Raw genomic sequence first — 23855 nt, 5'->3', positions numbered from 1 at the left:
ATGTTGTGGCCAGGGACTCTGATCGGAGCCGGAGCAGGCTTTTTCATAGCCAGTATTCCGGGGGCCATGCTCGGTGCTTTACTGGGGCAGGCGCTCGACCGGCGCTTGCAACTGCACAGTTGGGCCGATCTGCTTGAGCGTTTTGGTGCCCGGCCGGTGCTGCGCAACGATGAGTTGTTGTTTGTGTTGCTCGGTCGTCTGGCCAAAAGCGGCGGACAGGTGGTGGGCAAGCATATCGAGCAGGCGCGGCTGGAAATGCGTCAGCTCGATATGGAGCCTGCAGCGCAAAAGCGTGCCATTGCCGCGTTCAACCGTGGCAAATCCGGTACTGATTCGCTGCGCGGTTACCTGAAACGGCTCAAGGCTCAGCCTCATGCGGCAGAAGGTGTATTGCGTGCCTGCTGGCGAATGATCCTGGCCGATGGCCGGGTGGCTCCCCAGGAACGTGAGCTGATAGTGCTTTGGGGGGGCTGGCTGGGCTGGACCCGCCAACAGGTTCTGGTGTTGGGTGGCGAACATGAGCCTCAGCCCAAACCGCTGGCGACCCGTGGCGGTACCTACCGGCAAGCGCTGCTTCTGCTGGGGGTGACCGAGGCCAGTGATCCTGAGCAAATCAAGCGAGCCTATCGGCGCCTGCTCAGTCGTCATCACCCGGACAAGGTTGCCGGCAGCGGTGCGGGCCCGGCGCAGGTGCGCGAGGCCACGGAAAAAACCCGTGAACTGCACCAGGCCTACGCCTCGATCCGTGAGCGGCGTGGTTTTTAGCGCAGTTTACTTATCCACAGGTTGCGGGCTGAGCCAGCCGCGTACACGGCGAAACAACTGCTCCTGTTCACCATCCCGGTTGCCCGGGGTGGCGAACAATCCGACCTGCTTGAAATTCGACCCGTTGGCTCGCTTGCTGGCCTGCAATCTTTGCAGGGCGGCTTCGCGGGCCAGGGGTTGGTCTTTATAGAAGATATCCAGCAGCGCCACGTTGAGGGCCGGGGTCAACTGGCTCAGGTCCGGCTCTGCCAACACAGGTTTGCGGGCAGACACCATGATCAGTTTCTGGATCTGGGCAGGATGCTTGGTACTGATATAACGCGACGCCCAGTAGGCCCCGGAACCATGGCCGAGCAGAACGATAGTGCGCATGTTCTGGTGCTGGGCAAAGGCAATCGCTGCATCAATACGGGCGAAGATGCGCTCGGCATCGGCCTTGTCCAGGTCTTGCCCGGTTTGAGCCGCTTCGGATTCCGTGCTTTCGGTGCCGTCACTGGCGGCCTGCTCGATGGGTTTGGCCGTGGTGGTGGCTGCCTTGCTGCTACTGTCTGTCGCAATTGCAGCAGGAGGTTTCTCTGGTTCGGCTTCGCGCGGCTGGCTGGCTTCGCTTTGCATGTCCGGCAGACTCAGGCTCAGGCTGGCCCAGTTGGCGTCCGGCAGCTTGTTGCGCAGAGGGCTGACGGTCAGTGGCCAGTCAGCGGTTTCACCGGCTCCGGGGATGATGATGACCGCACCCTCGGGGGCGCTGCTGTTTGCGGGCTTCCACAGGGCGAGAAAACTGTCATTGGGTGCTTGCAGTTGTTGTTGCTCATGTTGCGGCAATTGCCGCTCAAGGGCCGCCGCATCTTCCTGACTGCGCTCGGGCAGGGGCGCGCGAACTGCGGGTTCTGGCTCGACTTGGGGCTTGGTATCGGCTGCAAGCACTGGCAGGGCGAACGGCAATATCAGCGACAGGCACAAAGCCGGTAGTGCCAGACGATAAGAAAACATCGGTTATTCCAGGCCAGAAGTAGTACCGGCAGCGTAATGGGTTGATCAGTATTTGTCAGGGTATGACGGTTGAGATGAAATGTTTTTGCTCTCTGTGAGTTATCGGCTCCTGCTGTGGTTGCGTGGGCGTAGCGAGAAAATGCGTACAGTTCGGGTCTAGATCCAGCAGGCATCCCACAGGGGGTAATCACCGATCCGCGAGGTCAGTTGAGAGCGGATCGGGTTTTTGATGATGTAGCGGGCGATGTTTTTAATGTCCTCTTCCTGTCTGACAGCCCTGTCGTGATAGCCCCTTTGCCAGATTCGCTCACTGGATCGGCATGCTTGATTGACCGTAATGCTGCTGCGTGACTTGAATCGGCACATCAACTCGCCCAGGGTTTTGGTACGTAACTCTACGAGCCAGTGGCAGTGGTCAGGCATGACCACCCAGGCGATGGACCTGACGATGCCGTCGTCGTGAGCATGCCGGAGTTGGTTCACCACAAGACGGCCTAGATGGAAGTCGGTAAATACGGGTCGCCGTAGCTCGGTGACGGCGGTGAGCAGGTATATGTGGCCAGGTTCGGAGTAGCGCCCGGTGCGCAGGTGACAAGCGTTGTTTGAAATTGGCAATCCTTTGCCCTCGGTCTGTTTTTTTCTAACGCTAGATCAGCCATCGGCAAGTATCAAAGTGAACACTTAACCGGATATTGCACTTTGCGTAGCAGCTGCCGAAGGAACGAGGCTGCGTTCGGCGGCGAAGCCGTCGTAAAAACAGGCAACACGGTGTGTCATCTAAAACCGGGGTTGAGGGTTTACGGTCGCTGCGCAACCGAACGCAGCCTCGTTCCTTCGGCAGCTGCTACAAATGGCCAATCATCGCTGCTACGGTGTGCGGCACATAGCCAGCGGTATACAATGCGCGCCACCGTGTTTAGCCCACTAAAAGGTGCGTCATGCAGCCCTTCGCTATTGCCCCATCGATTCTTTCCGCCGATTTCGCCCGTCTCGGCGAAGAAGTGGACAACGTACTCGCCGCGGGTGCTGATATCGTTCACTTCGATGTCATGGACAACCATTACGTACCCAACCTGACCATCGGCCCGATGGTCTGCGCCGCCCTGCGCAAGTACGGCGTCACCGCACCGATCGATGCGCATCTGATGGTCAGCCCGGTCGATCGCATCATCGGCGACTTTATCGAAGCCGGCGCCACCTATATCACCTTCCACCCCGAAGCGACCCAGCACATCGATCGCTCCCTGCAACTGATCCGCGAAGGCGGCTGCAAGGCAGGTCTGGTGTTCAACCCGGCCACCCCGCTGGATGTGCTCAAGTACGTGATGGACAAGGTCGACATGATCTTGCTGATGAGCGTGAACCCGGGCTTTGGCGGGCAAAAATTCATTCCCGGCACGCTCAACAAACTGCGCGAAGCCCGTGCCCTGATCGATGCCAGCGGTCGCGAGATTCGCCTGGAAATCGACGGCGGCGTAAACGTTGGCAATATCCGTGAAATCGCTGAAGCCGGTGCCGATACCTTTGTCGCCGGCTCCGCCATTTTCAACACGCCAAACTATGAAGAAGTGATTCAGAAAATGCGTGCCGAGCTTGCGTTGGCCCGCCCATGAGCCGCTTTGAGCAGCTACTCCAGGGGCAGCTGCCAAAATTGGTGATGTTCGATCTGGATGGCACCCTGATTGATTCGGTACCGGATTTGGCCGTTGCCGTGGAGGCCATGCTGCTCAAGCTCGGTCGTCCGCCCGCCGGGATTGAAAACGTACGGCTGTGGATCGGTAACGGCGCGCCCATGCTGGTGCGCCGTGCCCTGGCCGGGAATATGGACGGCAGTGGTGTTGATGACACAGAGGCCGAACAGGCACTGGAAATTTTCATGGAAGCCTACGACGGTGGCCATGCACACACCAAGGTCTACCCCGGTGTGCGTGAAAGCCTCAAGTGGCTGCAAAAGCAGGGTGTTGAAATGGCCCTGATCACCAACAAGCCCGAACGCTTCGTGGCGCCATTACTGGATGAGTTGAAACTGGGACGGTTTTTTCGCTGGATTATCGGTGGCGACACCCTGCCACAGACAAAACCCGACCCTGCCGCCTTACTGTTTGTAATGAAAATGGCTGGCGCCACTCCCGCGCAATCGATATTTGTCGGCGATTCGCGAAATGACGTGCTGGCCGCCAAGGCTGCCGGCGTTCGTTGCGTAGCGCTGAGTTACGGCTACAACCACGGTCGCCCGATTGAAGAAGAGTCACCGGATATGGTGATTGGTAACCTGCAAGAGCTGATAGCCGGTTGCTTAGAATCTGCGCCTGAGATAACGTTGGGCAATTCTGTTTCCCCCTCTCGAAGAGATTCCATCGTGGTGGTCACCCGCAAACTCTGGATGAAAGTCATCAAGGCCCTGGCCCGCTGGCGTTGGCGCGCCTGACTTGAATCTGGCCGCGCAGTCGGCACGTTTGCATACCTGACCGTTTTACCCTCAGACCACGAGGCACCTCATGATCCGCGAAGAATTCCTGCGTTTGGCCGCTGCCGGCTATAACCGTATCCCCCTTGCACGCGAAACCCTGGCTGACTTCGACACGCCGTTGTCGATCTACCTGAAGCTGGCCGATCAGCCCAACTCCTATTTGCTGGAGTCGGTGCAGGGCGGCGAGAAGTGGGGGCGTTATTCGATTATTGGCTTGCCATGCCGCACTGTGTTGCGTGTGCATGATCATCAGGTCAGCGTGACCCATGACGGTGTCGAGATCGAAGCCTGTGAGGTTGAGGATCCACTGACCTTCGTCGAGCAGTTCAAGGCCCGTTACAACGTGCCGACCATCGCCGGCTTACCGCGTTTCAACGGTGGCCTGGTGGGCTATTTCGGCTATGACTGCGTACGTTATGTGGAGAAACGCCTGGGCAAGTGCCCGAACCCCGATCCTCTGGGTGTGCCGGATATTTTGCTGATGGTATCGGACGCCGTGGTGGTGTTCGACAACCTGGCGGGCAAGATGCACGCGATTGTGCTGGTCGACCCGGCTCAGCCTGAGGCTTATGAAGAAGGCCAGGCCCGGCTTGAGGCGCTGCTTGAACAACTGCGTCAACCGATCACCCCGCGTCGCGGCCTGGACTTTACAGCGCAGCAGTCGGCTGACCCGGTGTTTCGCTCCAGCTTCACCCAGGGCGATTACGAGAAAGCCGTCGATACCATCAAGGACTACATCCTTGCGGGCGATTGCATGCAGGTAGTGCCCTCGCAGCGAATGTCCATCGACTTCAAGGCTGCGCCCATCGACCTGTATCGCGCTCTGCGCTGCTTCAACCCTACGCCGTATATGTACTTCTTCAACTTTGGCGACTTCCATGTTGTGGGCAGCTCGCCGGAAGTGCTGGTACGGGTTGAAGACAATCTGATTACCGTACGCCCGATTGCCGGCACGCGTCCGCGTGGCGCAACCGAAGAGGCTGATCTGGCGCTTGAAGAAGACCTGCTCAGTGATGACAAGGAAATCGCCGAGCACCTGATGCTGATCGACCTGGGCCGTAATGACACGGGTCGTGTATCTGAAGTCGGTTCGGTCAAGCTCACCGAGAAAATGGTGATCGAGCGTTATTCCAACGTCATGCACATTGTGTCCAACGTCACCGGCCAGCTTAAAAGCGGGCTGACAGCGATGGATGCACTGCGGGCGATTCTGCCGGCGGGTACGTTGTCTGGCGCACCGAAAATTCGTGCGATGGAAATCATCGACGAACTGGAACCGGTCAAGCGCGGTGTGTATGGCGGGGCTGTGGGTTACTTCGCCTGGAACGGCAATATGGATACAGCGATTGCGATCCGTACTGCAGTGATCAAGGACGGAGAGCTGCATGTGCAGGCCGGTGGCGGCATTGTTGCTGATTCGGTCCCGGCCCTGGAATGGGAAGAAACGCTGAACAAGCGCCGAGCAATGTTCCGTGCCGTGGCCCTGGCCGAGCACACCCCGCGGGATTAAAAACCTGCAACCGGCCTTGTGGGAGCGAGCGTGCCCGCTCCCTTCCACAGGCTTTAGTAATTCAGACTTAGCCCGATATTGGCGCCCTGTTGCGTCACGCCATCACTTTTCCTTACGTTATAAGTCGCCTGCAGCCTGAGGTCGGCGGTCAGCCTGTGGCTAGCCCCCAGGCTGATACGCCCGAGGTTGCTTGGCGACGTATAGCCTTCGAGTTTGAAGCGATTGTTGGGCAGGCCGTTGAGCGCGGTATTCAGGCGCTGGGTATCGCTCTGGAACTCATGCTCATGGGCGGCTTCGCCGAACAGCAGAGTCTGTGGGGTGGCCTGGTAACTGGCGAGCAAACCCGCGCCCAGGCGCTTTGAAACCAGTGTCTGCTCTTCGTAGTTCAATGCAGTCGAACGTCGGCCCTTTTCTTCATAGCGGTTAACTTCCACCCGCGAGTAGTCGGCGCTGATAAAAGGCGACAGCTGCCACAGGTCTGCAGCCTGTGCGATTTCATACCCCAGGCGTGTACTTAATGCCCGCAGATGTCCGTCGGCCTGGCCTTGCTCCATGCCTTCACCCAAGCCAAGCGCGAATTTACGCTTTAGGCTGTCGTAATCCAACCTGCCCAAAGTCAGTGCGGCATCACCCCACCAGTGATTGTGCTGGTATTGGGCAAACACGCTGCCCATATAGCTGTTGAGCTTGTAGTCCGATTCATTGGCTCCGGTCTCCAGGCGTTGCCGGTAAAACCCGCCTGCAACGCCAAATCGCCAGGTTTCATCCAGCCTGTAGCTGGTGCCGATGTTCAGGTTGTAGCCTTTGCCATCGGCACTCACGGACGTGGCCTGCTTGTCGATTTCCAGGCGTTGCCCGCCACCGGCGAGCAGGGGTCTCCATTGGCCAACGGCTTGCCAATGGCCGTTATCGCCAGCCCATTGGTGACGCAGTTGGTCTTGATGGGCGTTTAGCGAGCCTTGGGCCATGACGGGTAACAAGGTCAGCTCCCATGGGGCGGCCAGCAATGAGTAGGCATAGTCGGCAATCAGCTGTTGCCCTGTCTCGGTGGGGTGTACCGAGTCGTTGAACAGCAGTTTGGCCGGGTTGGGGGTTGCGCTGTTGAGGCCGTACTGCGGGTTTTCCGTACACTCTTCGCCGTTGAAACAGGTCGCGACAAGGTCCTGCCCCAGTGCCAGGCCATAACGGGTGGGGTCTGCGATGGCTTCACGCAGCAGCAGCGGGATATTGAGGGGGATCACCTCGGCGTCAATCTGCGCCAGTTGCTGGGTTAGCTCATGATTGAACAGAGCGCTCAGGGCGCTGGTGCCAGCCTGTGTGGGTGTACCGTAAACGGCTGGCGTCAGGCCCAGGTCGGGCAGCAGCCAGACCATGATGTAGCGTGCCCCTGCCTGTTGCAGGGTGTGGGCGCTTGCCGCCAGCCTTTGTGCGGCTTGGCCTGCTTCGGCGGGGTTGGTGACCTTGCCTTGGAGAAAGTCATTGCCGCCACCTGAAATGAAATACAACGCCTTGGGGTCAGCCGTGAAGCTGTTCTGCACAAGGTAACCAGGCTTGCTGCGCAGGACGTAGCCGCCTACCAAGGCCCAGTCATCCGGGAAGGCGACCTTTGACTCGGTCTTGATGGAATTGAGTATCTGGTCTGTGCGATAGCCGCCCACCGCCCAGTTGTTGCCGTCGGGTTCCCCGGTAAGAAAGTTACCCGGCGATGTGGACGGGCGCAGATCTGCGGGTGCGATACCCAGTTTTATGCCCAGCCGAGTGGGCGCAACGCCAGCATATTCCTCACCCCGGTATTCCTTGTACGTCGGTCCGGTGAGATTGGTGAAACGCATGCCACTGCCTACCCCTGGATAATGCCCCGAGTCGCTCAGGCTGTCGCCGAACACAATCATGGTGGAGTACGGGGAGGGTGCTGCAACTGCTCGTTCACTGACGACGGACAAGATACATCCCGCCAGGGGGATAATTAGGGAAAACCTGCGCATGTGACGACCTGTTTTTATTATTTGGGTTACAGACCTTAGCAAGACAATCTGTATTAAATGTTTCATGAAAAACAAAGTCACAAAGTACTTAGCAGGTGTTTTTCCCCGTATGTGCTGCCCCGTGTTGCACCTGTTGCAAGGCTACGTTACTGTGCCATGACGTAGAAATGAGACCCTTCCTGTGTTGATCATCAGCAAACTCTTTATGCGAGTTCTCAAGGCCCATGGCCGTTGGCGTTGGCGCGCCTAATATTTCTCTGCCGGCCTCGCCGGACCTGCCCCCTGCGTTTTCCTGAATGGCTACCCCTCGGTTGGTGTGTTCAATCCAGCAATCGAAACTGCGGGTAATGCATTCTGAAAACAGTTTTGAATGTCAGTGAATTCAGAGGTTTAGCAACATGTTGCTGATGATCGATAATTACGACTCTTTTACTTACAACGTTGTGCAGTACCTCGGCGAGTTGGGTGCCGAGGTCAAGGTGGTACGCAACGATGAGTTGACCGTGGCCCAGATCGAAGCGCTCCAGCCCGAGCGCATTGTGGTCTCGCCCGGGCCATGCACGCCGAATGAGGCGGGCATCTCTCTTGAAGCCATCAAGCACTTTGCGGGCAAACTACCGATCCTGGGCGTGTGCCTGGGCCATCAGTCCATCGGCCAGGCCTTTGGCGGCGATGTGGTACGCGCGCGCCAGGTGATGCACGGCAAGACCAGTCCGGTTTATCACCTTGATACCGGAGTGTTCCAGGGCCTCAATAATCCGCTGACCGTGACCCGTTACCACTCGTTGGTGGTCAAGCGCGACACCCTGCCGGATTGCCTGGAGCTGACGGCCTGGACCCAGCTTGAAGATGGCTCGGTCGACGAGATCATGGGCCTGCGCCACAAGACGCTGAACATCGAAGGGGTGCAGTTTCACCCTGAGTCGATCCTGACCGAACAGGGTCATGAACTGTTTGCCAACTTTCTTAAACAAACCGGCGGCACGCGCTAAGGACTTCAAATGGATATCAAGACAGCCCTGAACCGTATCGTCGGTCACCTCGACCTGACCACCGATGAAATGCGTGATGTGATGCGCGACATCATGACCGGTCAATGCACCGAGGCGCAGATTGGCGCGTTCATGATGGGCATGCGCATGAAGAGCGAAAGCATCGACGAAATCGTCGGTGCCGTGACCGTGATGCGCGAGCTGGCAGACAAGGTTGAACTCAAGACCCTGGACGGCGTGGTCGATATCGTTGGTACCGGCGGCGACGGCGCGAATATTTTCAACGTGTCCACCGCTTCGGCGTTGGTGATTTCGGCCGCTGGCTGCACGGTGGCCAAGCATGGCAACCGCGCGGTGTCCGGTAAAAGCGGCAGTGCCGACCTGCTGGAAGCGGCCGGTGTGTACCTGAACCTGACCCCGGTTCAAGTTGCCCGCTGCATTGACAGCGTGGGCATCGGTTTTATGTTCGCACAATGCCATCATGGCGCCATGAAGCATGCGGCCATCCCTCGTCGCGATCTTGGCCTGCGTACCCTGTTCAATATGCTTGGCCCGCTTACGAATCCGGCTGGTGTATTGCATCAAGTGGTCGGCGTGTTCAATCAGGCGCTGTGCCGGCCCCTGGCTGAAGTGTTGCAGCGTCTGGGCAGCAAGCACGTGCTGGTGGTGCACTCGCAGGATGGCCTGGATGAGTTCAGCCTGGCAGCACCGACCTTTGTAGCGGAATTGCATAAAGGTGAAATCAAGGAGTATTGGGTTCAGCCTGAAGACCTTGGCATCAAGAGCCAAAGCCTGTTTGGCCTGGTGGTCGACAGCCCGGAGCAATCGCTGGAGCTGATCCGTGATGCCTTGGGGCGGCGCAAAACCGAAGCAGGCCAGAAAGCGGCTGAAATGATTGTACTCAATGCAGGTGCTGCTCTGTACGCCGCGGACCTTGCCTACACACTCAAAGAAGGTGTGGAATTGGCCCACGACGCGCTGCATACCGGGCTGGCCCGGGAAAAGCTCGAAGAGCTCGGCGCCTTTACCGCGATTTTCAAGCAGGAGAATGAAGCATGAGTGTGCCAACCGTTCTGGAAAATATTCTGGCGCGTAAAGTTCAGGAGGTTGCCGAGCGCAGTGCGCGGGTAAGCCTGGCTGAACTTGAGCGTTTGGCCGCTCAGGCTGATCCTGTTCGTGGTTTTGCCAGTGCCTTGCTGGCGCAGGCCAGGAAAAAACAGCCCGCGGTGATTGCTGAAATCAAAAAGGCATCGCCGAGCAAGGGTGTGATTCGCGAGCACTTCGTGCCTGCCGAGATTGCTAAAAGCTATCAGGCAGGTGGCGCTACCTGCCTGTCAGTGCTGACCGATATCGACTACTTCCAGGGTGCCGATGCGTACCTGCAGCAGGCACGTGCCGCGAGTACTTTGCCGGTTATCCGCAAGGACTTCATGATCGACCCTTACCAGGTCGTCGAAGCCCGGGCGTTGGGCGCCGACTGTGTGCTGTTGATCGTCTCTGCCCTGGACGACGTAAAAATGGCCGAGCTGGCGGCTGTTGCCAAAAGCGTCGGGCTGGATGTGCTGGTTGAAGTGCATGATGGCGATGAGCTTGAACGTGCGCTTAAAACCCTCGACACACCGCTGGTGGGTATCAACAACCGCAACCTGCACACCTTTGAAGTCAGCCTGGAAACCACGCTGGACCTGTTGCCGCGCGTTCCCCGTGACCGTTTGGTGATTACCGAAAGCGGCATTCTCAACCGGGCGGATGTGGAGTTGATGGAAATCAGCGAAGTGTATTCGTTCCTGGTGGGCGAAGCCTTTATGCGTGCCGAAAACCCGGGCAATGAACTGCAGCGCTTGTTCTTCCCTGAGCGTGCTACTGCAGTGACGGGCTCGACCCTGGATTGACCCAATCCCCCCCCCTGTGGGAGCGGGCTTGCTCGCGATAGCATCAGTGCGATTTGCCTGTCAGGCCACGGCGCCTGAATCGCGGGCAAGCCCGCTCCCACAAGGGCTCAGTGTCTGATAAGGAATCCCATGACACCCATTCAGCAACTCACCGTCGAAGCCGGCCTCAAGGCCGAACAGGATTTACTGGCATCTGTGTGTGCCGGTGAGTGCGAGGCGGGTGTGCTGTTCTGGCAGCCCACCGACCGGGCGCTGGTCATGCCACGGCGCTTGAGTCGCCTGCCCGGTTTTGAGCAGGCCAGTGTCGAACTGGCTGCCAGTGGCTGGCCAATCCTGCTGCGTGAAACCGGTGGCGAACCCGTTCCGCAATCGGCATCGACCGTCAATATTGCCCTGGTTTACGCACCTTTACCCAGTGAAGGCGATCATGGGCGTATCGAAACGGCTTATCGCCGTTTGTGCGAGCCCATCTGTGATTTGTTGACGCAATTGGGTGGGGAGGCGTCTTTGGGGGAGGTTGAAGGCGCGTTTTGTGATGGTCGCTTCAACGTCAATCTCAATGCCCGAAAACTGGTAGGCACCGCCCAGCGCTGGCGCCAGAGCAAAGGCGGGCAGCGCCCTGTCGGTCTTGTGCACGGTGCCTTGCTGGTGGATAACGAACGTGAGTCGATGGTGGCTGCAGTCAATCGATTCAATCGGTTATGCGATCTGGAGCAACATTGCATGGCCGACAGCCATATTGCGCTGCACGAGGCCTTTGCCGCTCCGGATTTCTTTGAACGCCTGAGTGCCAGTTATCAACAGCTCCTGGCGCCCTTGCTCAAGGTTTAGCGCGTACCGAACACCACCATGGTCTTGCCTTTGACGCTTACCAGGTTCTGTTCTTCCAAGCTTTTGAGTACGCGTCCTACCATCTCTCGCGAACAGCCGACAATCCTGCCGATTTCCTGCCGAGTGATCTTGATTTGCATGCCATCGGGATGGGTCATGGCGTCCGGTTGCTTGCACAGTTCCAGCAGGCAGCGAGCCACTCTTCCGGTGACATCAAAGAACGCAAGATCACCGACCTTGCGTGTGGTGTTGCGCAGGCGCTGTGCGATTTGGCCACTCATCGCGTAAAGAATTTCTGGTTCTTGCTGGGTGTACTCTCGGAATTTTGGGTAGCTGATTTCAGCAACTTCGCACTCGGTCTTGGCTCGAACCCATGCACTGCGCGTCTGCTCCTGGCCTGCCTGTTCAAACAGACCCAGCTCGCCGATAAAGTCGCCGCTATTGAGGTAGGCAATGATCATTTCACGACCTTCCTCGTCTTCAATCAAAACCGTTACCGAGCCTTTGATGATGAAAAACAGGGTGTGTGAAGATTCGCCAGCGCAGATGATATTGCTCTTGGCGGGGTAGCGTTTGCGCTGGCAAAAAGTCAAAAACTTGTCGAGGTTTTTGATCTTGGGTATGGGAGTAAGAGCAACCATGGTTGTTTCCCGAAAAGCTGGCACAGTAAGGGTCAGATCTATTTTTATATAGAGTGCTAGCTGGCTGGCGCCGGCTATTTGGCGCCAGCTTACCAGACAGGTTCTGTGTGGTTAGTAGAATTTTCAGAGTGGCTTATCGGAGAAACGCTTCAGTGCGGCGAGTTATGAGTTTCTGGCCCTGTGCTAAGCTGGCGCCCCTTTTAAAACAGTGGAGTCTGGGCGATGAAGGCACGCATTCAATGGGCTGGCGAAGCCATGTTTTTGGGCGAATCCGGTAGTGGCCACGTTGTTGTAATGGATGGCCCGCCTGAGAGTGGCGGTCGCAACCTGGGCGTGCGTCCGATGGAAATGCTGCTGTTGGGCCTCGGCGGCTGCAGCAACTTTGACGTGGTCAGCATTCTCAAGAAGTCGCGTCAGGCGGTTGAGAGCTGTGAAGCGTTTCTGGAGGCTGAGCGCGCCACCGAAGATCCAAAGGTGTTCACCAAAATACACCTGCACTTTGTGGTCAAGGGTCGTGGTTTGAAAGAAGCCCAGGTCAAGCGCGCCATCGAGCTGTCGGCCGAGAAGTATTGTTCGGCTTCGATCATGCTCGGCGCTGCGGGTGTTGCCATCAGCCATGACTATGAAATTATTGAACTGGCCTGAGCGGACATTCAATTTTCATAAAAGCGATGCAGACTCTGGCGATCAGTCGCTGACGTCTGCATAATGCGCCACTTTTTTCAGGGTAGTGGCGGGGTTGATTCCCGGCCGCATGTCCGAACAGATAACCAAAATCGCCATCGCGAAGAGGTGTTAACCGTCCTACGCAGGTGCGTCCCACGCACTTGACGGGCATGCTGGATCACGCGGCCGAGCCGCATCGACATAGAGAGTTTTATAACGGTGAAAAGCAAACTCAAGCTCCACGGGTTCAATAACCTGACAAAGACCTTGAGCTTCAACATCTATGACATCTGTTATGCGGAAACCCCGCAAGACCAGCAGGCATATGTTGAGTACATCAATCAAGAGTACGACGCAGAGCGCCTGACGCAGATCCTTACAGATGTGGTTGATATCATTGGTGCCAACATCCTGAACATTGCCCGTCAGGATTACGACCCCCAAGGCGCCAGCGTGACTATTCTGATCTCCGAGCAGCCGGTAATACCTACCGAAAGCCAGATCGAAGAGTCCCCAGGCCCGCTGCCCGAGACCATCCTGGCTCACCTCGACAAAAGCCATATCACGGTGCATACCTACCCGGAAATTCATCCGGTTGATGGGATTGCAACATTCCGTGTGGATATTGACGTGTCGACGTGCGGCGTTATTTCACCGCTTAAAGCTCTCAACTATCTGATCCATCAGTTTGATTCGGATATCGTGACTGTCGATTACCGTGTACGGGGTTTCACCCGTGACGTGGAAGGCAAAAAGCACTTTATCGATCACGAGATCAACTCGATCCAGAACTACCTCTCCGAAGACACCCGCGACGGTTACCAGATGACCGACGTAAATGTGTACCAGGAAAACCTGTTCCACACCAAGATGCTGCTCAAGGAGTTCGAACTGGATAACTACCTGTTCGGCGATGCCACCAGCAATCTGTCGGTTGAACAGCGCGCCCAGGTCACTGAACGGGTGAAACACGAAATGCTCGAGATTTTCTACGCGCGCAACATGGCGTAAATTCTCGGCATATAAAAAGGCGGCTACCTCACGGTAGCCGCCTTTTTTTGTGCTTCGCAGAACCCCTGTGGGAGCGGGCTTGCTCGCGATGGCCTGACCACGGTTAGACAGAAAGGCCGCGGCGCTTGAATCGCAAACTGGCCTGCTTGCACAAAGACTGTGCTGTCAGATCCGGTAGGTGCTTTTGGTCATGACCTTGGCCATCAGGCTCATGCCGAACTTCACCGGGGCAGGGAAGCGAAAACCGCCGGCATTGAGCGCGGACTCTGCGTGCTGTTCTTCGTCGATACGCATTTGCTCAAGAATTGCCCGGGACTTTTCATCCTCAGGCGGCAGTTGCTCAAGATGCTCGTTCAGATGCTTGCACACCTGATCTTCAGTCGCTGCCACGAACCCCAGGCTGACTTTGTCGCTAATCAAGCCGGCAGCGGCGCCTATCCCGAAGGACATGCCGTAAAATAACGGGTTCAGCACGCTGGGGTGGCTATCCAGTTGACGGATGCGTTGTTCACACCAGGCCAGATGATCGATTTCTTCTTCCGCGGCATGTTCCATCGCCTCACGCACATGGGGAAGCTTGGCTGTCAGCGCCTGGCCTTGATACAAGGCTTGAGCACAGACTTCGCCGGTATGGTTGATACGCATCAGACCGGCAACATGACGCTTGGCCTGTGGGTCCAAAGGGTGTTCAGGTTTGACGATGGCAGGCGACGGCCGATGCGGCTGACCGCTGAACGGCAGCAGTGTTCGCAAGGCGGTATCGGCTTGTAACAGAAGACGGTCAATCGGCGAGTAGTGACGTTGGGTAGTCATGCTTACCTCCGGAAAAAATCACGGCGGTCAGTTTACCCCAATCCCGCAGCCGGGGTTTGCGTTGGATCACGGGTGAACGCGAGAGCCATCGGGCTCACGCGTCATAGTTATTGATCAATCAACCCGGCGGCCAGTTCATCTGGCGCTGACCCAGAACATGCATATGAATGTGGTAGACGGTCTGACCGCCCTTTTCATTGCAGTTCATCACCACGCGAAAGCCGTCTTCGCAGCCCAGCTCTTTGGCCAGACGCTGTGCCGTGAACAGGATATGGCCTGCCAGCGGCTTGTCTTCTTCGGTCAGGTCGTTGAGCGTGCGGATCGGTTTTTTCGGGATAACCAGAAAGTGGACCGGTGCTTGTGGGGCGATATCGTGAAAAGCCAACACTTGATCGTCTTCATAGATGATCTTGGCGGGTATTTCGCGGTTGATGATCTTGGTGAACAGAGTATCCAAAGCTGTGTCTCCGTGAGTGAAGTCCGGTCTGAGTGTACTCAGGGCAGTCAGTTACGCCCAGCCTCGTTAACGAGGGCAGTAGGATTTGTTGACTGAGGCGGCTATTTTTCGCGTCATCCAGCGTGAGAGCAGGCGTGGCAAGCGAGTTATCCAGCGATTGCGCCGCCCGGGAATGATGATCGCCCTGTTTTTGTCGAGTGCGCGCAAAGTGTAGAGCGCAACTTCTTCTGGGGTCATGGCGCTGGTACTTTGCTTGATGGCGTCGGTATTCATGTTGGCTGCATCAAAAAAGCGGGTGCGGGTGATGCCGGGGCAAAGGACTGAAACCTTGATGCCGGTTTTTTTCACTTCCTCGCGCAAACCTTCGGAAAAATGCAGCACATAGGCCTTGCTCGCAAAGTAGGTGCTGAGCCAGGGCCCGGGCTGGAAGGCGGCGATCGAAGCTACATTGAGAATTTGCCCGCCGCCCTGGACGGCCATCATATTGCCGACGGCGTGGCACAAGCGGGTGAGCGCCAGCACATTGAGCTCGATCAGATCTTGTTCGGCACTCCAGTCGTGGGCCAGGAACGGCCCGCAGGTGCCTATGCCCGCGCAGTTGACCAGCAGGTCGATCTGACGATCGCCTTCTTCGAGTTCGAGCAAAAAACCGGACAGGCGCAGGGGCTCGCCAAGATCACAGGCGCGGAACAACACCTCGATACCGAAACGCTGGGTCAGCTCAAGGGCAATGGTTTCCAGCGCATCCCGTTGGCGGGCCACCAAAATCAGGCTGCGCCCACGTCGGGCAAGGGCTTCAGCCAGGGCCAGGCCAATGCCGCTGGTGGCGCCAGTGATTAAAGCGTAACGGGTCATGCTGTTCTCCATTGCAACGGTACAGTCCGGTGACAATGATGTCCCTGGCGTTAACGCGTTCATTAAGGCACGCAGTCTACAGGCTGTTGCTGTTCACTGCGTTGATCACCGCAGTCATCAGGCCCAAAGCCAGCACGGCAACCATTGCGCAAATGCCCAATCCAATCAAAAAGATCGTGATTGCTGCCAGCACGTTGACGGCCCGGCTGTTGGGCGGTGGCGGCGGGCCAAATTTATTTGGGCCGGGCGTGCCGGGCATCAGCAGCATCATGAGGGACAGGACCAGATTGGCCACTGGCACCAGATGCAGCAACAGCATCCAGGCAGACCAGTTTATGTCGTGTAAACGCTGGGCGCTGATTCTCAGGCTGATGATGAAGTAGGCCAATGTGAGCGTTGCACCACAGGTAATGCCAAGCGTGGGGGAAACCTTGACGGCAAGCAGCACCAGCAGTGACGTGATCATGGCGATGATGCTGATGATCATGCTCCAGGCCAGTAGCCGTAAACGCCCGATCCGGCCGCTGAATCCCAAAGGGTCAAGCGGTGCGTAGTGTTCTTGAGGGGTTTTGTCCAGGCTCAGCTCGGGCATGGTGGCTTCCTTGTCCGGATGTGTTTAACAAAAGCCCGCCGGGATTGGCGGGCTTGGTGCTGTCAGTGATGCGGCCAATGTCGGGCCAGCGTCGAAGTGAGGTTATGCGCCTTGCGGTATTCCTCATCGAGGCGTGCAATCAATTGATCGGTGGTGGGTAGATCGTGGATTTCTCCTACGCCTTGGCCCGCAGACCAGACCGTTTTCCATGCTTTGGCTTCATCGGTCAGCGGTTTGAGCCTGGCTTCGCTTTTGCCCTGGAGTGCCGCAAGGTCGAAACCTGCATTTTCAAGGCTTTGGCGCATAAAGCTGGCGGGTACCCCTGACACTGCCGGGGTGTGGATGATATCGGCAGCGCGGGATGCCAGCAGCATCTCTTTGTAGGCATCAGGCGCTTGGCTCTCTTGTGTAGCGATAAAGCGCGTGCCGAGGTAGGCAAGGTCTGCGCCCATAATCTGCGCGGCCAGGATTTCGTGGCCGTGGTTCAGGCAACCCGAGAGCAATACGGTTTTGTCGAAGAACTGGCGAATTTCGGCCAGCAATGCAAACGGGCTCCAGGTGCCCGCATGGCCACCGGCTCCGGCGGCGACGGCAATCAGCCCGTCGACCCCGGCTTCTGCGGCTTTTTCGGCATGACGACGGGTGGTGACATCGTGGAACACCAGCCCGCCATAACTGTGGACGGCATCCACCACCTCTTTGACTGCGCCCAGGCTGGTAATGACGATGGGCACCTTGTGCTCGATGCAGATCGCCAGGTCGGCCTGTAGCCGTGGGTTGCTGTTGTGCACGATCAGGTTCACGGCGTAGGGCGCAGGGTTATCCAATGTGGCGAGCCCGGCTTCGATCTCTTCCAGCCAGGCCTTGAACCCGCTGCTTTCACGCTGGTTGAGTGCAGGGAAGCTGCCCACTACCCCGTTGCGACAGCAGGCCAGCACCAGTTGCGGGTTGGAAATCAGAAACATGGGCGCAGCAACTACCGGCAGGCGCAAGCGTTGTTCAAGCAGGGCGGGCAGCGACATTGGATAACCTCGGCTAGTCAGGATGTGAGTTTAAAACGGTTTGACCACCACCAGAATTACGATAGCCAGCAAGAACACCACCGGCACTTCGTTGAACCAACGGTAGAACACGTGAGTGCGTTTGTTTTCACCACGGGCAAAACGCTTTACCTGTGCGCCGCACATATGGTGATAACCAATCAGCAGAAACACCAGTGTCAACTTGGCGTGCATCCAGCCTTGGCTGAGAAAGCCTGGGCTTAGCCACAATAGCCAGCCGCCGAAGATCAGGGTCGCAATCATTGCAGGCCCCATGATGCCGCGATACAGCTTGCGTTCCATGATGCTGAAGCGTTCTTTGCTGACGGAATCTTCGCTTTGTGCGTGGTAAACAAAGAGGCGGGGCAAGTAAAAAAGGCCTGCAAACCAGCAGACAATGCTGATGATGTGGAAGGCTTTTAGCCATAGATAAAGCATTTTTAGTTATTCCCAGGTTCACGGTAGATCAAATAGTAGTAGTAGAGCGTCTGTGAGTCACCTTGGCGGTTGTCGCAGGGGCGCGCTGACCCTATTATCAAAGGCTTTCCAGTGGTTTCGTTGAGGGCAGGTTATGGTCAAGGTCGGTATTGTCGGCGGCACGGGTTACACCGGGGTCGAATTGCTGCGTTTGCTGGCACAGCATCCGCAGGCAGAAGTGGTAGTCATCACTTCTCGATCCGAGGCGGGCCTGCCGGTTGCCGATATGTATCCCAACCTGCGCGGCCACTATGACGGCCTGGCCTTCAGCGTGCCGGACACGCAAACCCTGGGCGCGTGCGATGTGGTGTTCTTCGCTACACCTCACGGCGTAGCCCATGCCCTGGCGGGTGAACTGCTGGCCGCAGGCACCAAAGTTATCGACCTCTCTGCTGACTTCCGTCTGCAGGATGCCGAAGAGTGGGCCAAGTGGTACGGTCAGCCCCACGGTGCGCCAGAATTACTGGACGAAGCCGTATACGGCCTGCCGGAAGTGAACCGCGAGCAAATCAAAAAGGCCCGCTTGATCGCTGTGCCAGGTTGCTATCCGACCTCGGCGCAGTTGGGTTTCCTGCCGCTATTGGAGGCCGGTCTTGCAGAGACGACGCAGTTGATTGCTGACTGCAAGTCAGGTGTGAGCGGTGCCGGTCGGGGTGCCAGTGTGGGCGCGCTGTATGCCGAAACGTCAGAAAGCATGAAGGCGTATGCCGTTAAAGGTCATCGTCATTTGCCAGAAATTCGTCAGGGTCTGCGCCGCGCAGCGGGCAAGGATGTGGGGCTGACCTTCGTTCCGCATTTGACGCCGATGATCCGTGGTATCCATTCCACGCTCTACGCAACCGTGGTTGATCGCTCCGTTGATCTGCAGGCCTTGTACGAGAAGCGCTATGCCAACGAACCTTTCGTCGATGTGATGCCGGCTGGCAGCCACCCTGAAACCCGTAGCGTTCGCGGTGCCAACGTATGCCGTATTGCGGTGCATCGTCCGCAGGATGGCGACCTGGTGGTGGTGTTGTCGGTGATCGACAACCTGGTCAAGGGCGCGTCTGGCCAGGCCGTGCAGAACATGAACATCATGTTCGGTCTGGATGAGCGTCTGGGCTTGTCCCATGCTGGGATGTTGCCTTGACTGCAGCGTAGATTTGCGGCTTCAAACGGCAAGCGGGCAGTGCTTCGCTTGCCGTTGCTACTTATGAATAGTTGACCGCTTTTCTAGGAGAAGCGGATAATGCGCGTCATCACGCATTATGGCGGCATAACGCCGGGAGATAGTCAGCATGAGCGTCGAATCCTTCACCCCCATGGCTTTGCAATTCACCGAAGGTGCTGCGCACAAGGTGAAGAGCCTGGTCGATGAAGAGGGTAATGATCGTTTGAAGTTGCGCGTATTCGTTACGGGCGGCGGTTGTTCCGGTTTTCAGTATGGCTTCACCTTCGATGAAGAAGTGGCCGATGACGACACCCTGGTTGAGCGCGAAGGCGTTAGCCTGGTGGTCGATCCCATGAGCTTCCAGTACCTGGCGGGTGCCGAGGTGGATTATCAGGAAGGTCTGGAAGGCTCGCGCTTTGTAATCAAGAACCCGAATGCCACCACCACCTGTGGTTGCGGCTCGTCGTTCTCGATCTGATTGCATTAACAGGCTTTAAACTCAACGCCGCGTCGATTCGCGGCGTTTTGCTGTCTGGCGTTTGGCGGAGGAGTCAGGCGGGGTAGATGGCGCCCAGCACGCGAAGGCCGCGTGCGCCGGTAACGCTGGGGCGGTTGGTGGGGATGCCTTCCAGGCAGCAGTGGGCAAGCCAGGCAAAGGCCATGGCTTCAACCCAGTCAGGGTCAACCCCCTTGGCCTGGGTGCTGCTCACTCGAGCGGGTGCAAGCAAATCGCCAAGGCGGGCCATCAAGGCTGCGTTATGGGCGCCACCACCGCATACCAGCAGCTCGTCCGTGTGTGGCTGGGCTGTTTGCAGCGACTGCACGATGGTCTGTGCGGTGAGTTCCAGCAAGGTTGCTTGAACGTCTTCGGCAGGAAAGGTCGGCAGATTGAACAGGTGCTGCTTCAGCCATGCGAGGTTGAATACCTCACGGCCTGTGCTTTTTGGGCCCTGGGTCTGGAAGAACGGGTCGCTGAGCAGGGCGTTGAGCAGCAGCGGTTCAACCTTGCCGCTGGCTGCCCAGTCGCCGTTGCGGTCATAGAGTTCGCCACGTTTTTCCTGTATCCAGGCATCCAGCAAGACGTTTCCGGGGCCGCAGTCGAATCCTGCAACGGGAAGGGCGGGGGTTATCAGGCTCAGATTACTGAAGCCGCCTACGTTCAGTACCGCACGGTTGCCGCCTTCACCTGTGAACAAGGCCTCGTGGAACGCAGGAACCAAGGGCGCGCCCTGGCCCCCGGCAGCCACATCGCGACGACGGAAATCACCGACGACGCAGATGTCAGTCAGTTCGGCCAGCAGTGCCGGATTGCCGATCTGCACGGTAAAGCCCCGGGCGGGCTCGTGGCGAATGGTCTGACCATGACTGCCGATTGCGCGGATATCAGCAGGGGAGAGTTGTTGCTGTGCGAGAAGGGTGTTGACGCCCTGAGCCGCCAGCTCGACCCAGTGGTTTTCGGCAATTGCACAGCGGGCCACTTCATCTGCGCCGCTGGCGCACAAGCCAAGCAACTCGCTGCGCAAGGCCTTCGGCATGGGGGTGTAATGGGTGGCGAGCAATCTGATGCCTGCCTCCAGCTCTATAAGGGCAATGTCCATACCGTCCAGGCTGGTTCCGGACATCACGCCTATATAGAGGGCCATGGCTTAGCGCTTGCTCGAGGCCAGAAGAGTGGCCTTTTCCTGGTTCATGCGCGCCATCAACGGCTGGCTCTGCTGCAGGAAGCGGGTGCGTTCGGCCTTGGCGATCGGGTCGGCCATCGGCAGTTTCTGGCCCAGCGGGTCAACGTGTACGCCGTTAACCTGGAATTCGTAGTGCAAGTGCGGGCCGGTCGAAAGGCCGGTAGTGCCGATATAGCCAATCACCTGGCCCTGCTTGACCGAACCGCCGGTTTTCACGCCCTTGGCGAAGCCTTGCATGTGCCCGTAAAGGGTACGGTAGGTGTTGCCGTGTTGAATGATCACGGTGTTGCCATAGCCTCCCCGACGGCCGGCTAGAAGCACTTTGCCGTCACCGGTAGCCTTGATTGGAGTACCGCGTGGCGCTGCGTAATCCACACCTTTGTGGGCGCGGATCTTGTTCAGGATCGGGTGCTTGCGGCCTGAGGAAAAGCGCGAGCTGATACGGGCAAAGTCCACCGGTGTGCGGATGAATGCCTTGCGCATGCTGCTGCCATCAGCGGTGTAGTAATTGCTGATCCCCTGTTTATTGGTATAGCGCACTGCGGTGAAGGTTTTGCCGCGGTTGGTAAAGCGTGCAGAGAGGATATTGCCGGTGCCAACGGTTTTGCCGTTGATCACTTTCTGCTCATAGATCACTTCAAACTGGTCGCCAGGGCGAATGTCCTGGGCGAAGTCGATGTCGTAACCGAATACTTTGGCCATATCCATCGTGGTGCTGTGTGGCAAGCCTGCGCGCTGACCCGAAACAGACAGGGAGCTGCTGATCACGCCGTGTGCATACGCCGAACGCATGGTCGGCTGGGTGGTCACGCGGCGAAAGGTATAGCCTTTGGCGGTTTTGTTGAGGGTGATGGTCTCCAGGTCGCTGACCTGGCTGTGCAGCTTGTTCAGCTGCTGACCGTCGGGGCTCATTTCAAATTCGAGTTTCTGGCCGTGCTTGAGCTGGCTGAACTGCTTGGCTTGCTTGTCGCTTGCCAGTACTTCATGCACGGAGGTCGCAGGCAGGCCGACCTTCTGGAACAGGGTTGAAAGCGTATCGCCCTTGCTGACGATCACTTCGCGGTGGCTTGGGGCAGGGGCAACTTCTGGCTCGACTTTGGCGGTCGCTACCGGGGCGCTGTCCTGCTGTTCGATCTGGGCAAATGGCGATGGATTCGCTTCATTTGTGGCTTGAACGAGATCTGCGGCGTCTTGATCTTGTGTCAGTTGTTCTGCCGGGCTTTCCAGCTCCAGATTCAGGGTCGTTCTTTTGGCTTCTACTTCGCTGGAGGGAAAGACCAGCAAGGCCAGACTTAAGAGGGCGGCGATACCACTTGCGGCAAGCAGGTGGGTCTTCGGATAAAGCGGTGGCGCTTTAGGCGGTTGACTGGTCATAGATGATTTTGACTTTGAGATAAGGATGAATTGGAAAAGATGACTGACACAATGAATATGAAATAACTGTATAAAATATAACCAAATCGCCCTTGAAGCAAGTCTGCGAACCATTCGCGCGCGGATAGTCGGCCGTATGCCTGCCGGAACTTGTAATTAGTCCCTGATCTTGTATCGTTGGTTCCCTTTGAATTTGAGCCTTACGGGTCTGATATGAAGTCGGTAGAAGAGCAGCTAGCGCTAATCAAGCGGGGTGCCGAAGAGGTACTGGTCGAGTCTGAATTGGTCGAGAAACTCAAGCGCGGTCAGCCGTTGCGAATCAAGGCCGGCTTCGACCCTACGGCGCCCGATCTGCACTTGGGTCATACCGTGCTTATTAATAAGCTGCGCCAGTTCCAGGAACTGGGTCATCAGGTGATCTTCCTGATTGGTGATTTCACCGGGATGATCGGTGATCCAAGTGGCAAAAGCGCAACCCGTCCACCGCTGACGCGTGAGCAGGTGCTCGAGAACGCCGAGACCTACAAGACTCAGGTGTTCAAGATCCTTGATCCGGCAAAAACCGAGGTGGCATTCAACTCCACCTGGATGGATCAAATGGGGCCTGCCGACTTCATTCGGCTTACCTCTCAATACACCGTTGCTCGCATGCTTGAGCGCGATGACTTCGACAAGCGCTACACCACCAATCAGCCTATCGCGATTCACGAGTTCCTTTATCCGCTTGTGCAGGGTTATGACTCGGTTGCGCTCAAGGCAGACGTTGAGTTGGGCGGTACTGATCAGAAGTTCAACTTGCTGATGGGTCGTGAGTTGCAGCGCGGCTACGGTCAGGAAGCTCAGTGTATTGTGACCATGCCTTTGCTCGAAGGTCTGGATGGCGTCAAGAAGATGTCCAAGTCCCTGGGTAACTATGTCGGTATCCAGGAAGCGCCAGGCGTGATGTACAGCAAGCTGGTTTCCATTCCTGATGCTCTGATGTGGCGTTACTTTGAATTGCTGAGCTTTCGTTCCATGGACGAAATCAATGCATTCAAGGCTGAAGTCGAAGCCGGTGCCAATCCTCGAGACATCAAGATCAAGCTGGCTGAAGAGATTGTTGCCCGCTTCCACGGTGAGGAGGCTGCTGCCAATGCGCATCGTGGCGCCGGTAACCGGATGAAGGATGGCGAGCTGCCTGATGATCTGCCGGAGGTTGAACTGACTGCTACTGAGGATATGCCTATTGCTGCTGTCCTTAATAAAGCGGGCCTGGTGAAGAACTCTGCAGTGGCGCGCGACCTGCTGGGGTCGGGTGGTGTGCGTATAGATGGTGAAGTGGTTGATCGCACCTATATATATGCATTGGGTTCCACCCATGTGTGTCAGGCAGGTAAGAAGGCTTTCGCGCGAATCACCCTGAAAGCCGAGTAATGCTGGGGTTTAGGGTTAATTGATAGGTTTGTTCAATTAACCCTTGACTCGGAATTGTAACTGTCTATAATTCGCCCCACTTCCGGCGCAGTCGAAACGGAAAACTCCTTGAGTTTCAATGAGTTGGATGGTTTTCGGCGGTGTCAGCTTCAAGTCATCGAAGCAGGAAATTAGGTGTTGACAGCAGCGTGTAACGCTGTAGAATTCGCCTCCCGCTAACGAGAGATCGAAAGCGCAAGTGGTTGATGT

General features: G+C 57.2%; 25 protein-coding genes. 13 read left to right on the top strand and 12 right to left on the bottom strand.

The features are described 5' to 3' along the window. Nucleotides 1-765, top strand: a complete 765-nt coding sequence (locus GHO42_RS12265; protein WP_094999942.1) for a DnaJ domain-containing protein — start codon at nucleotides 1-3, stop codon at nucleotides 763-765. Between the two features lie 6 nt (nucleotides 766-771). Here GHO42_RS12265 and GHO42_RS12260 read toward each other — a convergent pair whose 3' ends face one another. Both GHO42_RS12260 and GHO42_RS12255 read right to left on the bottom strand, forming a co-directional pair. Next, nucleotides 772-1755: an alpha/beta hydrolase family protein gene (locus GHO42_RS12260; RefSeq protein ID WP_130872129.1), complete on the bottom strand. Its 984-nt coding sequence runs from the start codon at nucleotides 1753-1755 to the stop codon at nucleotides 772-774. Nucleotides 1756-1911: 156 nt separating this feature from the next. Beyond that, nucleotides 1912-2370, bottom strand: a complete 459-nt coding sequence (locus GHO42_RS12255; RefSeq protein ID WP_094999944.1) for a transposase — start codon at nucleotides 2368-2370, stop codon at nucleotides 1912-1914. A 323-nt stretch (nucleotides 2371-2693) separates the two neighbouring features. On the opposite strand from GHO42_RS12255, the gene rpe reads away from it, so the two are divergent. The 3 genes from rpe to trpE all read left to right on the top strand — a co-directional run bounded on the left by rpe (nucleotide 2694) and on the right by trpE (nucleotide 5735). Then, nucleotides 2694-3368 (top strand): ribulose-phosphate 3-epimerase, encoded by a 675-nt coding sequence (rpe, locus tag GHO42_RS12250; RefSeq protein WP_016782414.1) that lies wholly within the window; start codon nucleotides 2694-2696, stop codon nucleotides 3366-3368. Then, nucleotides 3365-4183, top strand: coding sequence for a phosphoglycolate phosphatase (locus tag GHO42_RS12245; RefSeq protein ID WP_094999946.1), 819 nt, complete (start codon nucleotides 3365-3367; stop codon nucleotides 4181-4183). Before rpe ends, GHO42_RS12245 begins: the two co-directional genes overlap by 4 nt. Before the next feature lie 70 nt (nucleotides 4184-4253). Next, on the top strand, nucleotides 4254-5735 hold the full coding sequence (gene trpE / locus GHO42_RS12240) for an anthranilate synthase component I (protein ID WP_095019503.1): 1482 nt from the start codon (nucleotides 4254-4256) through the stop codon (nucleotides 5733-5735). 53 nt (nucleotides 5736-5788) lie between these two features. Here trpE and estP read toward each other — a convergent pair whose 3' ends face one another. After that, on the bottom strand, nucleotides 5789-7720 hold the full coding sequence (gene estP / locus GHO42_RS12235) for an esterase EstP (RefSeq protein ID WP_153327909.1): 1932 nt from the start codon (nucleotides 7718-7720) through the stop codon (nucleotides 5789-5791). Between the two features lie 398 nt (nucleotides 7721-8118). On the opposite strand from estP, the gene GHO42_RS12230 reads away from it, so the two are divergent. The 4 genes from GHO42_RS12230 (at nucleotide 8119) to GHO42_RS12215 (ending at nucleotide 11435) form a co-directional block, all read left to right on the top strand. Next, nucleotides 8119-8712: an aminodeoxychorismate/anthranilate synthase component II gene (locus GHO42_RS12230; protein ID WP_094999949.1), complete on the top strand. Its 594-nt coding sequence runs from the start codon at nucleotides 8119-8121 to the stop codon at nucleotides 8710-8712. Nucleotides 8713-8721: 9 nt separating this feature from the next. Beyond that, complete coding sequence (gene trpD / locus GHO42_RS12225; protein WP_094999950.1) at nucleotides 8722-9771, top strand: anthranilate phosphoribosyltransferase; 1050 nt, start codon at nucleotides 8722-8724, stop codon at nucleotides 9769-9771. Beyond that, a complete protein-coding gene (gene trpC / locus GHO42_RS12220; protein ID WP_095019506.1) occupies nucleotides 9768-10604 on the top strand; it encodes an indole-3-glycerol phosphate synthase TrpC in 837 nt (278 codons plus the stop codon). The genes trpD and trpC overlap by 4 nt, the downstream gene beginning before the upstream one ends. A gap of 129 nt (nucleotides 10605-10733) precedes the next feature. Next, nucleotides 10734-11435 (top strand): lipoate--protein ligase family protein, encoded by a 702-nt coding sequence (locus GHO42_RS12215; protein WP_095019507.1) that lies wholly within the window; start codon nucleotides 10734-10736, stop codon nucleotides 11433-11435. Here the strand turns inward: GHO42_RS12215 and crp are convergent. Further along, nucleotides 11432-12076 (bottom strand): cAMP-activated global transcriptional regulator CRP, encoded by a 645-nt coding sequence (crp, locus tag GHO42_RS12210; protein ID WP_094999953.1) that lies wholly within the window; start codon nucleotides 12074-12076, stop codon nucleotides 11432-11434. The two genes, GHO42_RS12215 and crp, sit on opposite strands and share 4 nt — an antisense overlap. 222 nt (nucleotides 12077-12298) lie before the next feature. Between crp and GHO42_RS12205 the strand changes: the two genes are divergently transcribed. Together GHO42_RS12205 and speD are read left to right on the top strand one after the other, a co-directional pair. Then, complete coding sequence (locus GHO42_RS12205) at nucleotides 12299-12721, top strand: OsmC family protein (RefSeq protein ID WP_016782405.1); 423 nt, start codon at nucleotides 12299-12301, stop codon at nucleotides 12719-12721. A 240-nt stretch (nucleotides 12722-12961) separates the two neighbouring features. Then, nucleotides 12962-13753 (top strand): adenosylmethionine decarboxylase, encoded by a 792-nt coding sequence (gene speD, locus GHO42_RS12200; RefSeq protein ID WP_016782404.1) that lies wholly within the window; start codon nucleotides 12962-12964, stop codon nucleotides 13751-13753. 165 nt (nucleotides 13754-13918) lie between these two features. On the opposite strand, the gene coq7 is transcribed toward speD, so the two are convergent. The 6 genes from coq7 to hemJ all read right to left on the bottom strand — a co-directional run bounded on the left by coq7 (nucleotide 13919) and on the right by hemJ (nucleotide 17948). Next, complete coding sequence (coq7, locus tag GHO42_RS12195; RefSeq protein ID WP_094999954.1) at nucleotides 13919-14566, bottom strand: 2-polyprenyl-3-methyl-6-methoxy-1,4-benzoquinone monooxygenase; 648 nt, start codon at nucleotides 14564-14566, stop codon at nucleotides 13919-13921. Between the two features lie 118 nt (nucleotides 14567-14684). Next, nucleotides 14685-15023 (bottom strand): histidine triad nucleotide-binding protein, encoded by a 339-nt coding sequence (locus GHO42_RS12190; RefSeq protein ID WP_094999955.1) that lies wholly within the window; start codon nucleotides 15021-15023, stop codon nucleotides 14685-14687. A 66-nt stretch (nucleotides 15024-15089) separates the two neighbouring features. Then, on the bottom strand, nucleotides 15090-15878 hold the full coding sequence (locus GHO42_RS12185) for an SDR family oxidoreductase (RefSeq protein WP_153327907.1): 789 nt from the start codon (nucleotides 15876-15878) through the stop codon (nucleotides 15090-15092). 76 nt (nucleotides 15879-15954) lie between these two features. Further along, nucleotides 15955-16470, bottom strand: a complete 516-nt coding sequence (locus tag GHO42_RS12180) for a DUF805 domain-containing protein (protein WP_153327905.1) — start codon at nucleotides 16468-16470, stop codon at nucleotides 15955-15957. A gap of 62 nt (nucleotides 16471-16532) precedes the next feature. Continuing rightward, a complete protein-coding gene (locus GHO42_RS12175; protein WP_094999958.1) occupies nucleotides 16533-17492 on the bottom strand; it encodes a nitronate monooxygenase family protein in 960 nt (319 codons plus the stop codon). A gap of 30 nt (nucleotides 17493-17522) precedes the next feature. After that, the gene (gene hemJ, locus GHO42_RS12170; protein ID WP_088378834.1) at nucleotides 17523-17948 is read right to left on the bottom strand and encodes a protoporphyrinogen oxidase HemJ; all 426 of its coding nucleotides are present in this window, start codon (nucleotides 17946-17948) and stop codon (nucleotides 17523-17525) included. Between the two features lie 133 nt (nucleotides 17949-18081). Here hemJ and argC point away from each other — a divergent pair, with 133 nt between their 5' ends. Both argC and erpA read left to right on the top strand, forming a co-directional pair. After that, a complete protein-coding gene (argC, locus tag GHO42_RS12165) occupies nucleotides 18082-19116 on the top strand; it encodes an N-acetyl-gamma-glutamyl-phosphate reductase (RefSeq protein ID WP_095020428.1) in 1035 nt (344 codons plus the stop codon). Nucleotides 19117-19264: 148 nt separating this feature from the next. After that, nucleotides 19265-19615: an iron-sulfur cluster insertion protein ErpA gene (erpA, locus tag GHO42_RS12160; protein ID WP_016782396.1), complete on the top strand. Its 351-nt coding sequence runs from the start codon at nucleotides 19265-19267 to the stop codon at nucleotides 19613-19615. A 73-nt stretch (nucleotides 19616-19688) separates the two neighbouring features. On the opposite strand, the gene GHO42_RS12155 is transcribed toward erpA, so the two are convergent. Together GHO42_RS12155 and GHO42_RS12150 are read right to left on the bottom strand one after the other, a co-directional pair. Further along, nucleotides 19689-20780, bottom strand: a complete 1092-nt coding sequence (locus GHO42_RS12155; RefSeq protein WP_095019510.1) for an anhydro-N-acetylmuramic acid kinase — start codon at nucleotides 20778-20780, stop codon at nucleotides 19689-19691. Nucleotides 20781-20783: 3 nt separating this feature from the next. Continuing rightward, entirely contained in the window at nucleotides 20784-22193 is a 1410-nt protein-coding gene (locus tag GHO42_RS12150) for a peptidoglycan DD-metalloendopeptidase family protein (protein WP_094999962.1), read from the bottom strand. A gap of 213 nt (nucleotides 22194-22406) precedes the next feature. On the opposite strand from GHO42_RS12150, the gene tyrS reads away from it, so the two are divergent. Continuing rightward, nucleotides 22407-23606 carry a tyrosine--tRNA ligase gene (gene tyrS, locus GHO42_RS12145; RefSeq protein WP_094999963.1) on the top strand — a complete coding sequence of 400 codons (1200 nt, stop codon included), beginning with the start codon at nucleotides 22407-22409 and terminating at the stop codon, nucleotides 23604-23606. Nucleotides 23607-23855 lie beyond the last annotated feature (249 nt).

This window comes from Pseudomonas sp. FSL R10-0056 (assembly GCF_009600105.1).
In the GTDB taxonomy this organism is placed as follows: Bacteria; Pseudomonadota; Gammaproteobacteria; order Pseudomonadales; family Pseudomonadaceae; genus Aquipseudomonas; species Aquipseudomonas bubulae.
Note: the sequence above shows the minus strand (reverse complement) of the source record. Positions and strands in the feature narration are given on the sequence as shown.

Excerpts from the sequence above, each read along its gene's own strand:
- estP (WP_153327909.1), bottom strand. The coding sequence starts at position 7,720 with ATGCGCAGGTTTTCCCTAATTATCCCCCTGGCGGGATGTATCTTGTCC.
- GHO42_RS12205 (WP_016782405.1), top strand. The coding sequence starts at position 12,299 with ATGAAGGCACGCATTCAATGGGCTGGCGAAGCCATGTTTTTGGGCGAA.
- trpD (WP_094999950.1), top strand. The coding sequence starts at position 8,722 with ATGGATATCAAGACAGCCCTGAACCGTATCGTCGGTCACCTCGACCTG.
- tyrS (WP_094999963.1), top strand. The coding sequence starts at position 22,407 with ATGAAGTCGGTAGAAGAGCAGCTAGCGCTAATCAAGCGGGGTGCCGAA.
- GHO42_RS12155 (WP_095019510.1), bottom strand. The coding sequence starts at position 20,780 with ATGGCCCTCTATATAGGCGTGATGTCCGGAACCAGCCTGGACGGTATG.
- GHO42_RS12180 (WP_153327905.1), bottom strand. The coding sequence starts at position 16,470 with ATGCCCGAGCTGAGCCTGGACAAAACCCCTCAAGAACACTACGCACCG.
- GHO42_RS12185 (WP_153327907.1), bottom strand. The coding sequence starts at position 15,878 with ATGACCCGTTACGCTTTAATCACTGGCGCCACCAGCGGCATTGGCCTG.
- GHO42_RS12265 (WP_094999942.1), top strand. The coding sequence starts at position 1 with ATGTTGTGGCCAGGGACTCTGATCGGAGCCGGAGCAGGCTTTTTCATA.
- erpA (WP_016782396.1), top strand. The coding sequence starts at position 19,265 with ATGAGCGTCGAATCCTTCACCCCCATGGCTTTGCAATTCACCGAAGGT.
- trpE (WP_095019503.1), top strand. The coding sequence starts at position 4,254 with ATGATCCGCGAAGAATTCCTGCGTTTGGCCGCTGCCGGCTATAACCGT.
- rpe (WP_016782414.1), top strand. The coding sequence starts at position 2,694 with ATGCAGCCCTTCGCTATTGCCCCATCGATTCTTTCCGCCGATTTCGCC.
- trpC (WP_095019506.1), top strand. The coding sequence starts at position 9,768 with ATGAGTGTGCCAACCGTTCTGGAAAATATTCTGGCGCGTAAAGTTCAG.
- GHO42_RS12175 (WP_094999958.1), bottom strand. The coding sequence starts at position 17,492 with ATGTCGCTGCCCGCCCTGCTTGAACAACGCTTGCGCCTGCCGGTAGTT.
- GHO42_RS12230 (WP_094999949.1), top strand. The coding sequence starts at position 8,119 with ATGTTGCTGATGATCGATAATTACGACTCTTTTACTTACAACGTTGTG.
- GHO42_RS12215 (WP_095019507.1), top strand. The coding sequence starts at position 10,734 with ATGACACCCATTCAGCAACTCACCGTCGAAGCCGGCCTCAAGGCCGAA.
- argC (WP_095020428.1), top strand. The coding sequence starts at position 18,082 with ATGGTCAAGGTCGGTATTGTCGGCGGCACGGGTTACACCGGGGTCGAA.
- GHO42_RS12245 (WP_094999946.1), top strand. The coding sequence starts at position 3,365 with ATGAGCCGCTTTGAGCAGCTACTCCAGGGGCAGCTGCCAAAATTGGTG.
- GHO42_RS12150 (WP_094999962.1), bottom strand. The coding sequence starts at position 22,193 with ATGACCAGTCAACCGCCTAAAGCGCCACCGCTTTATCCGAAGACCCAC.
- crp (WP_094999953.1), bottom strand. The coding sequence starts at position 12,076 with ATGGTTGCTCTTACTCCCATACCCAAGATCAAAAACCTCGACAAGTTT.
- hemJ (WP_088378834.1), bottom strand. The coding sequence starts at position 17,948 with ATGCTTTATCTATGGCTAAAAGCCTTCCACATCATCAGCATTGTCTGC.
- GHO42_RS12260 (WP_130872129.1), bottom strand. The coding sequence starts at position 1,755 with ATGTTTTCTTATCGTCTGGCACTACCGGCTTTGTGCCTGTCGCTGATA.
- coq7 (WP_094999954.1), bottom strand. The coding sequence starts at position 14,566 with ATGACTACCCAACGTCACTACTCGCCGATTGACCGTCTTCTGTTACAA.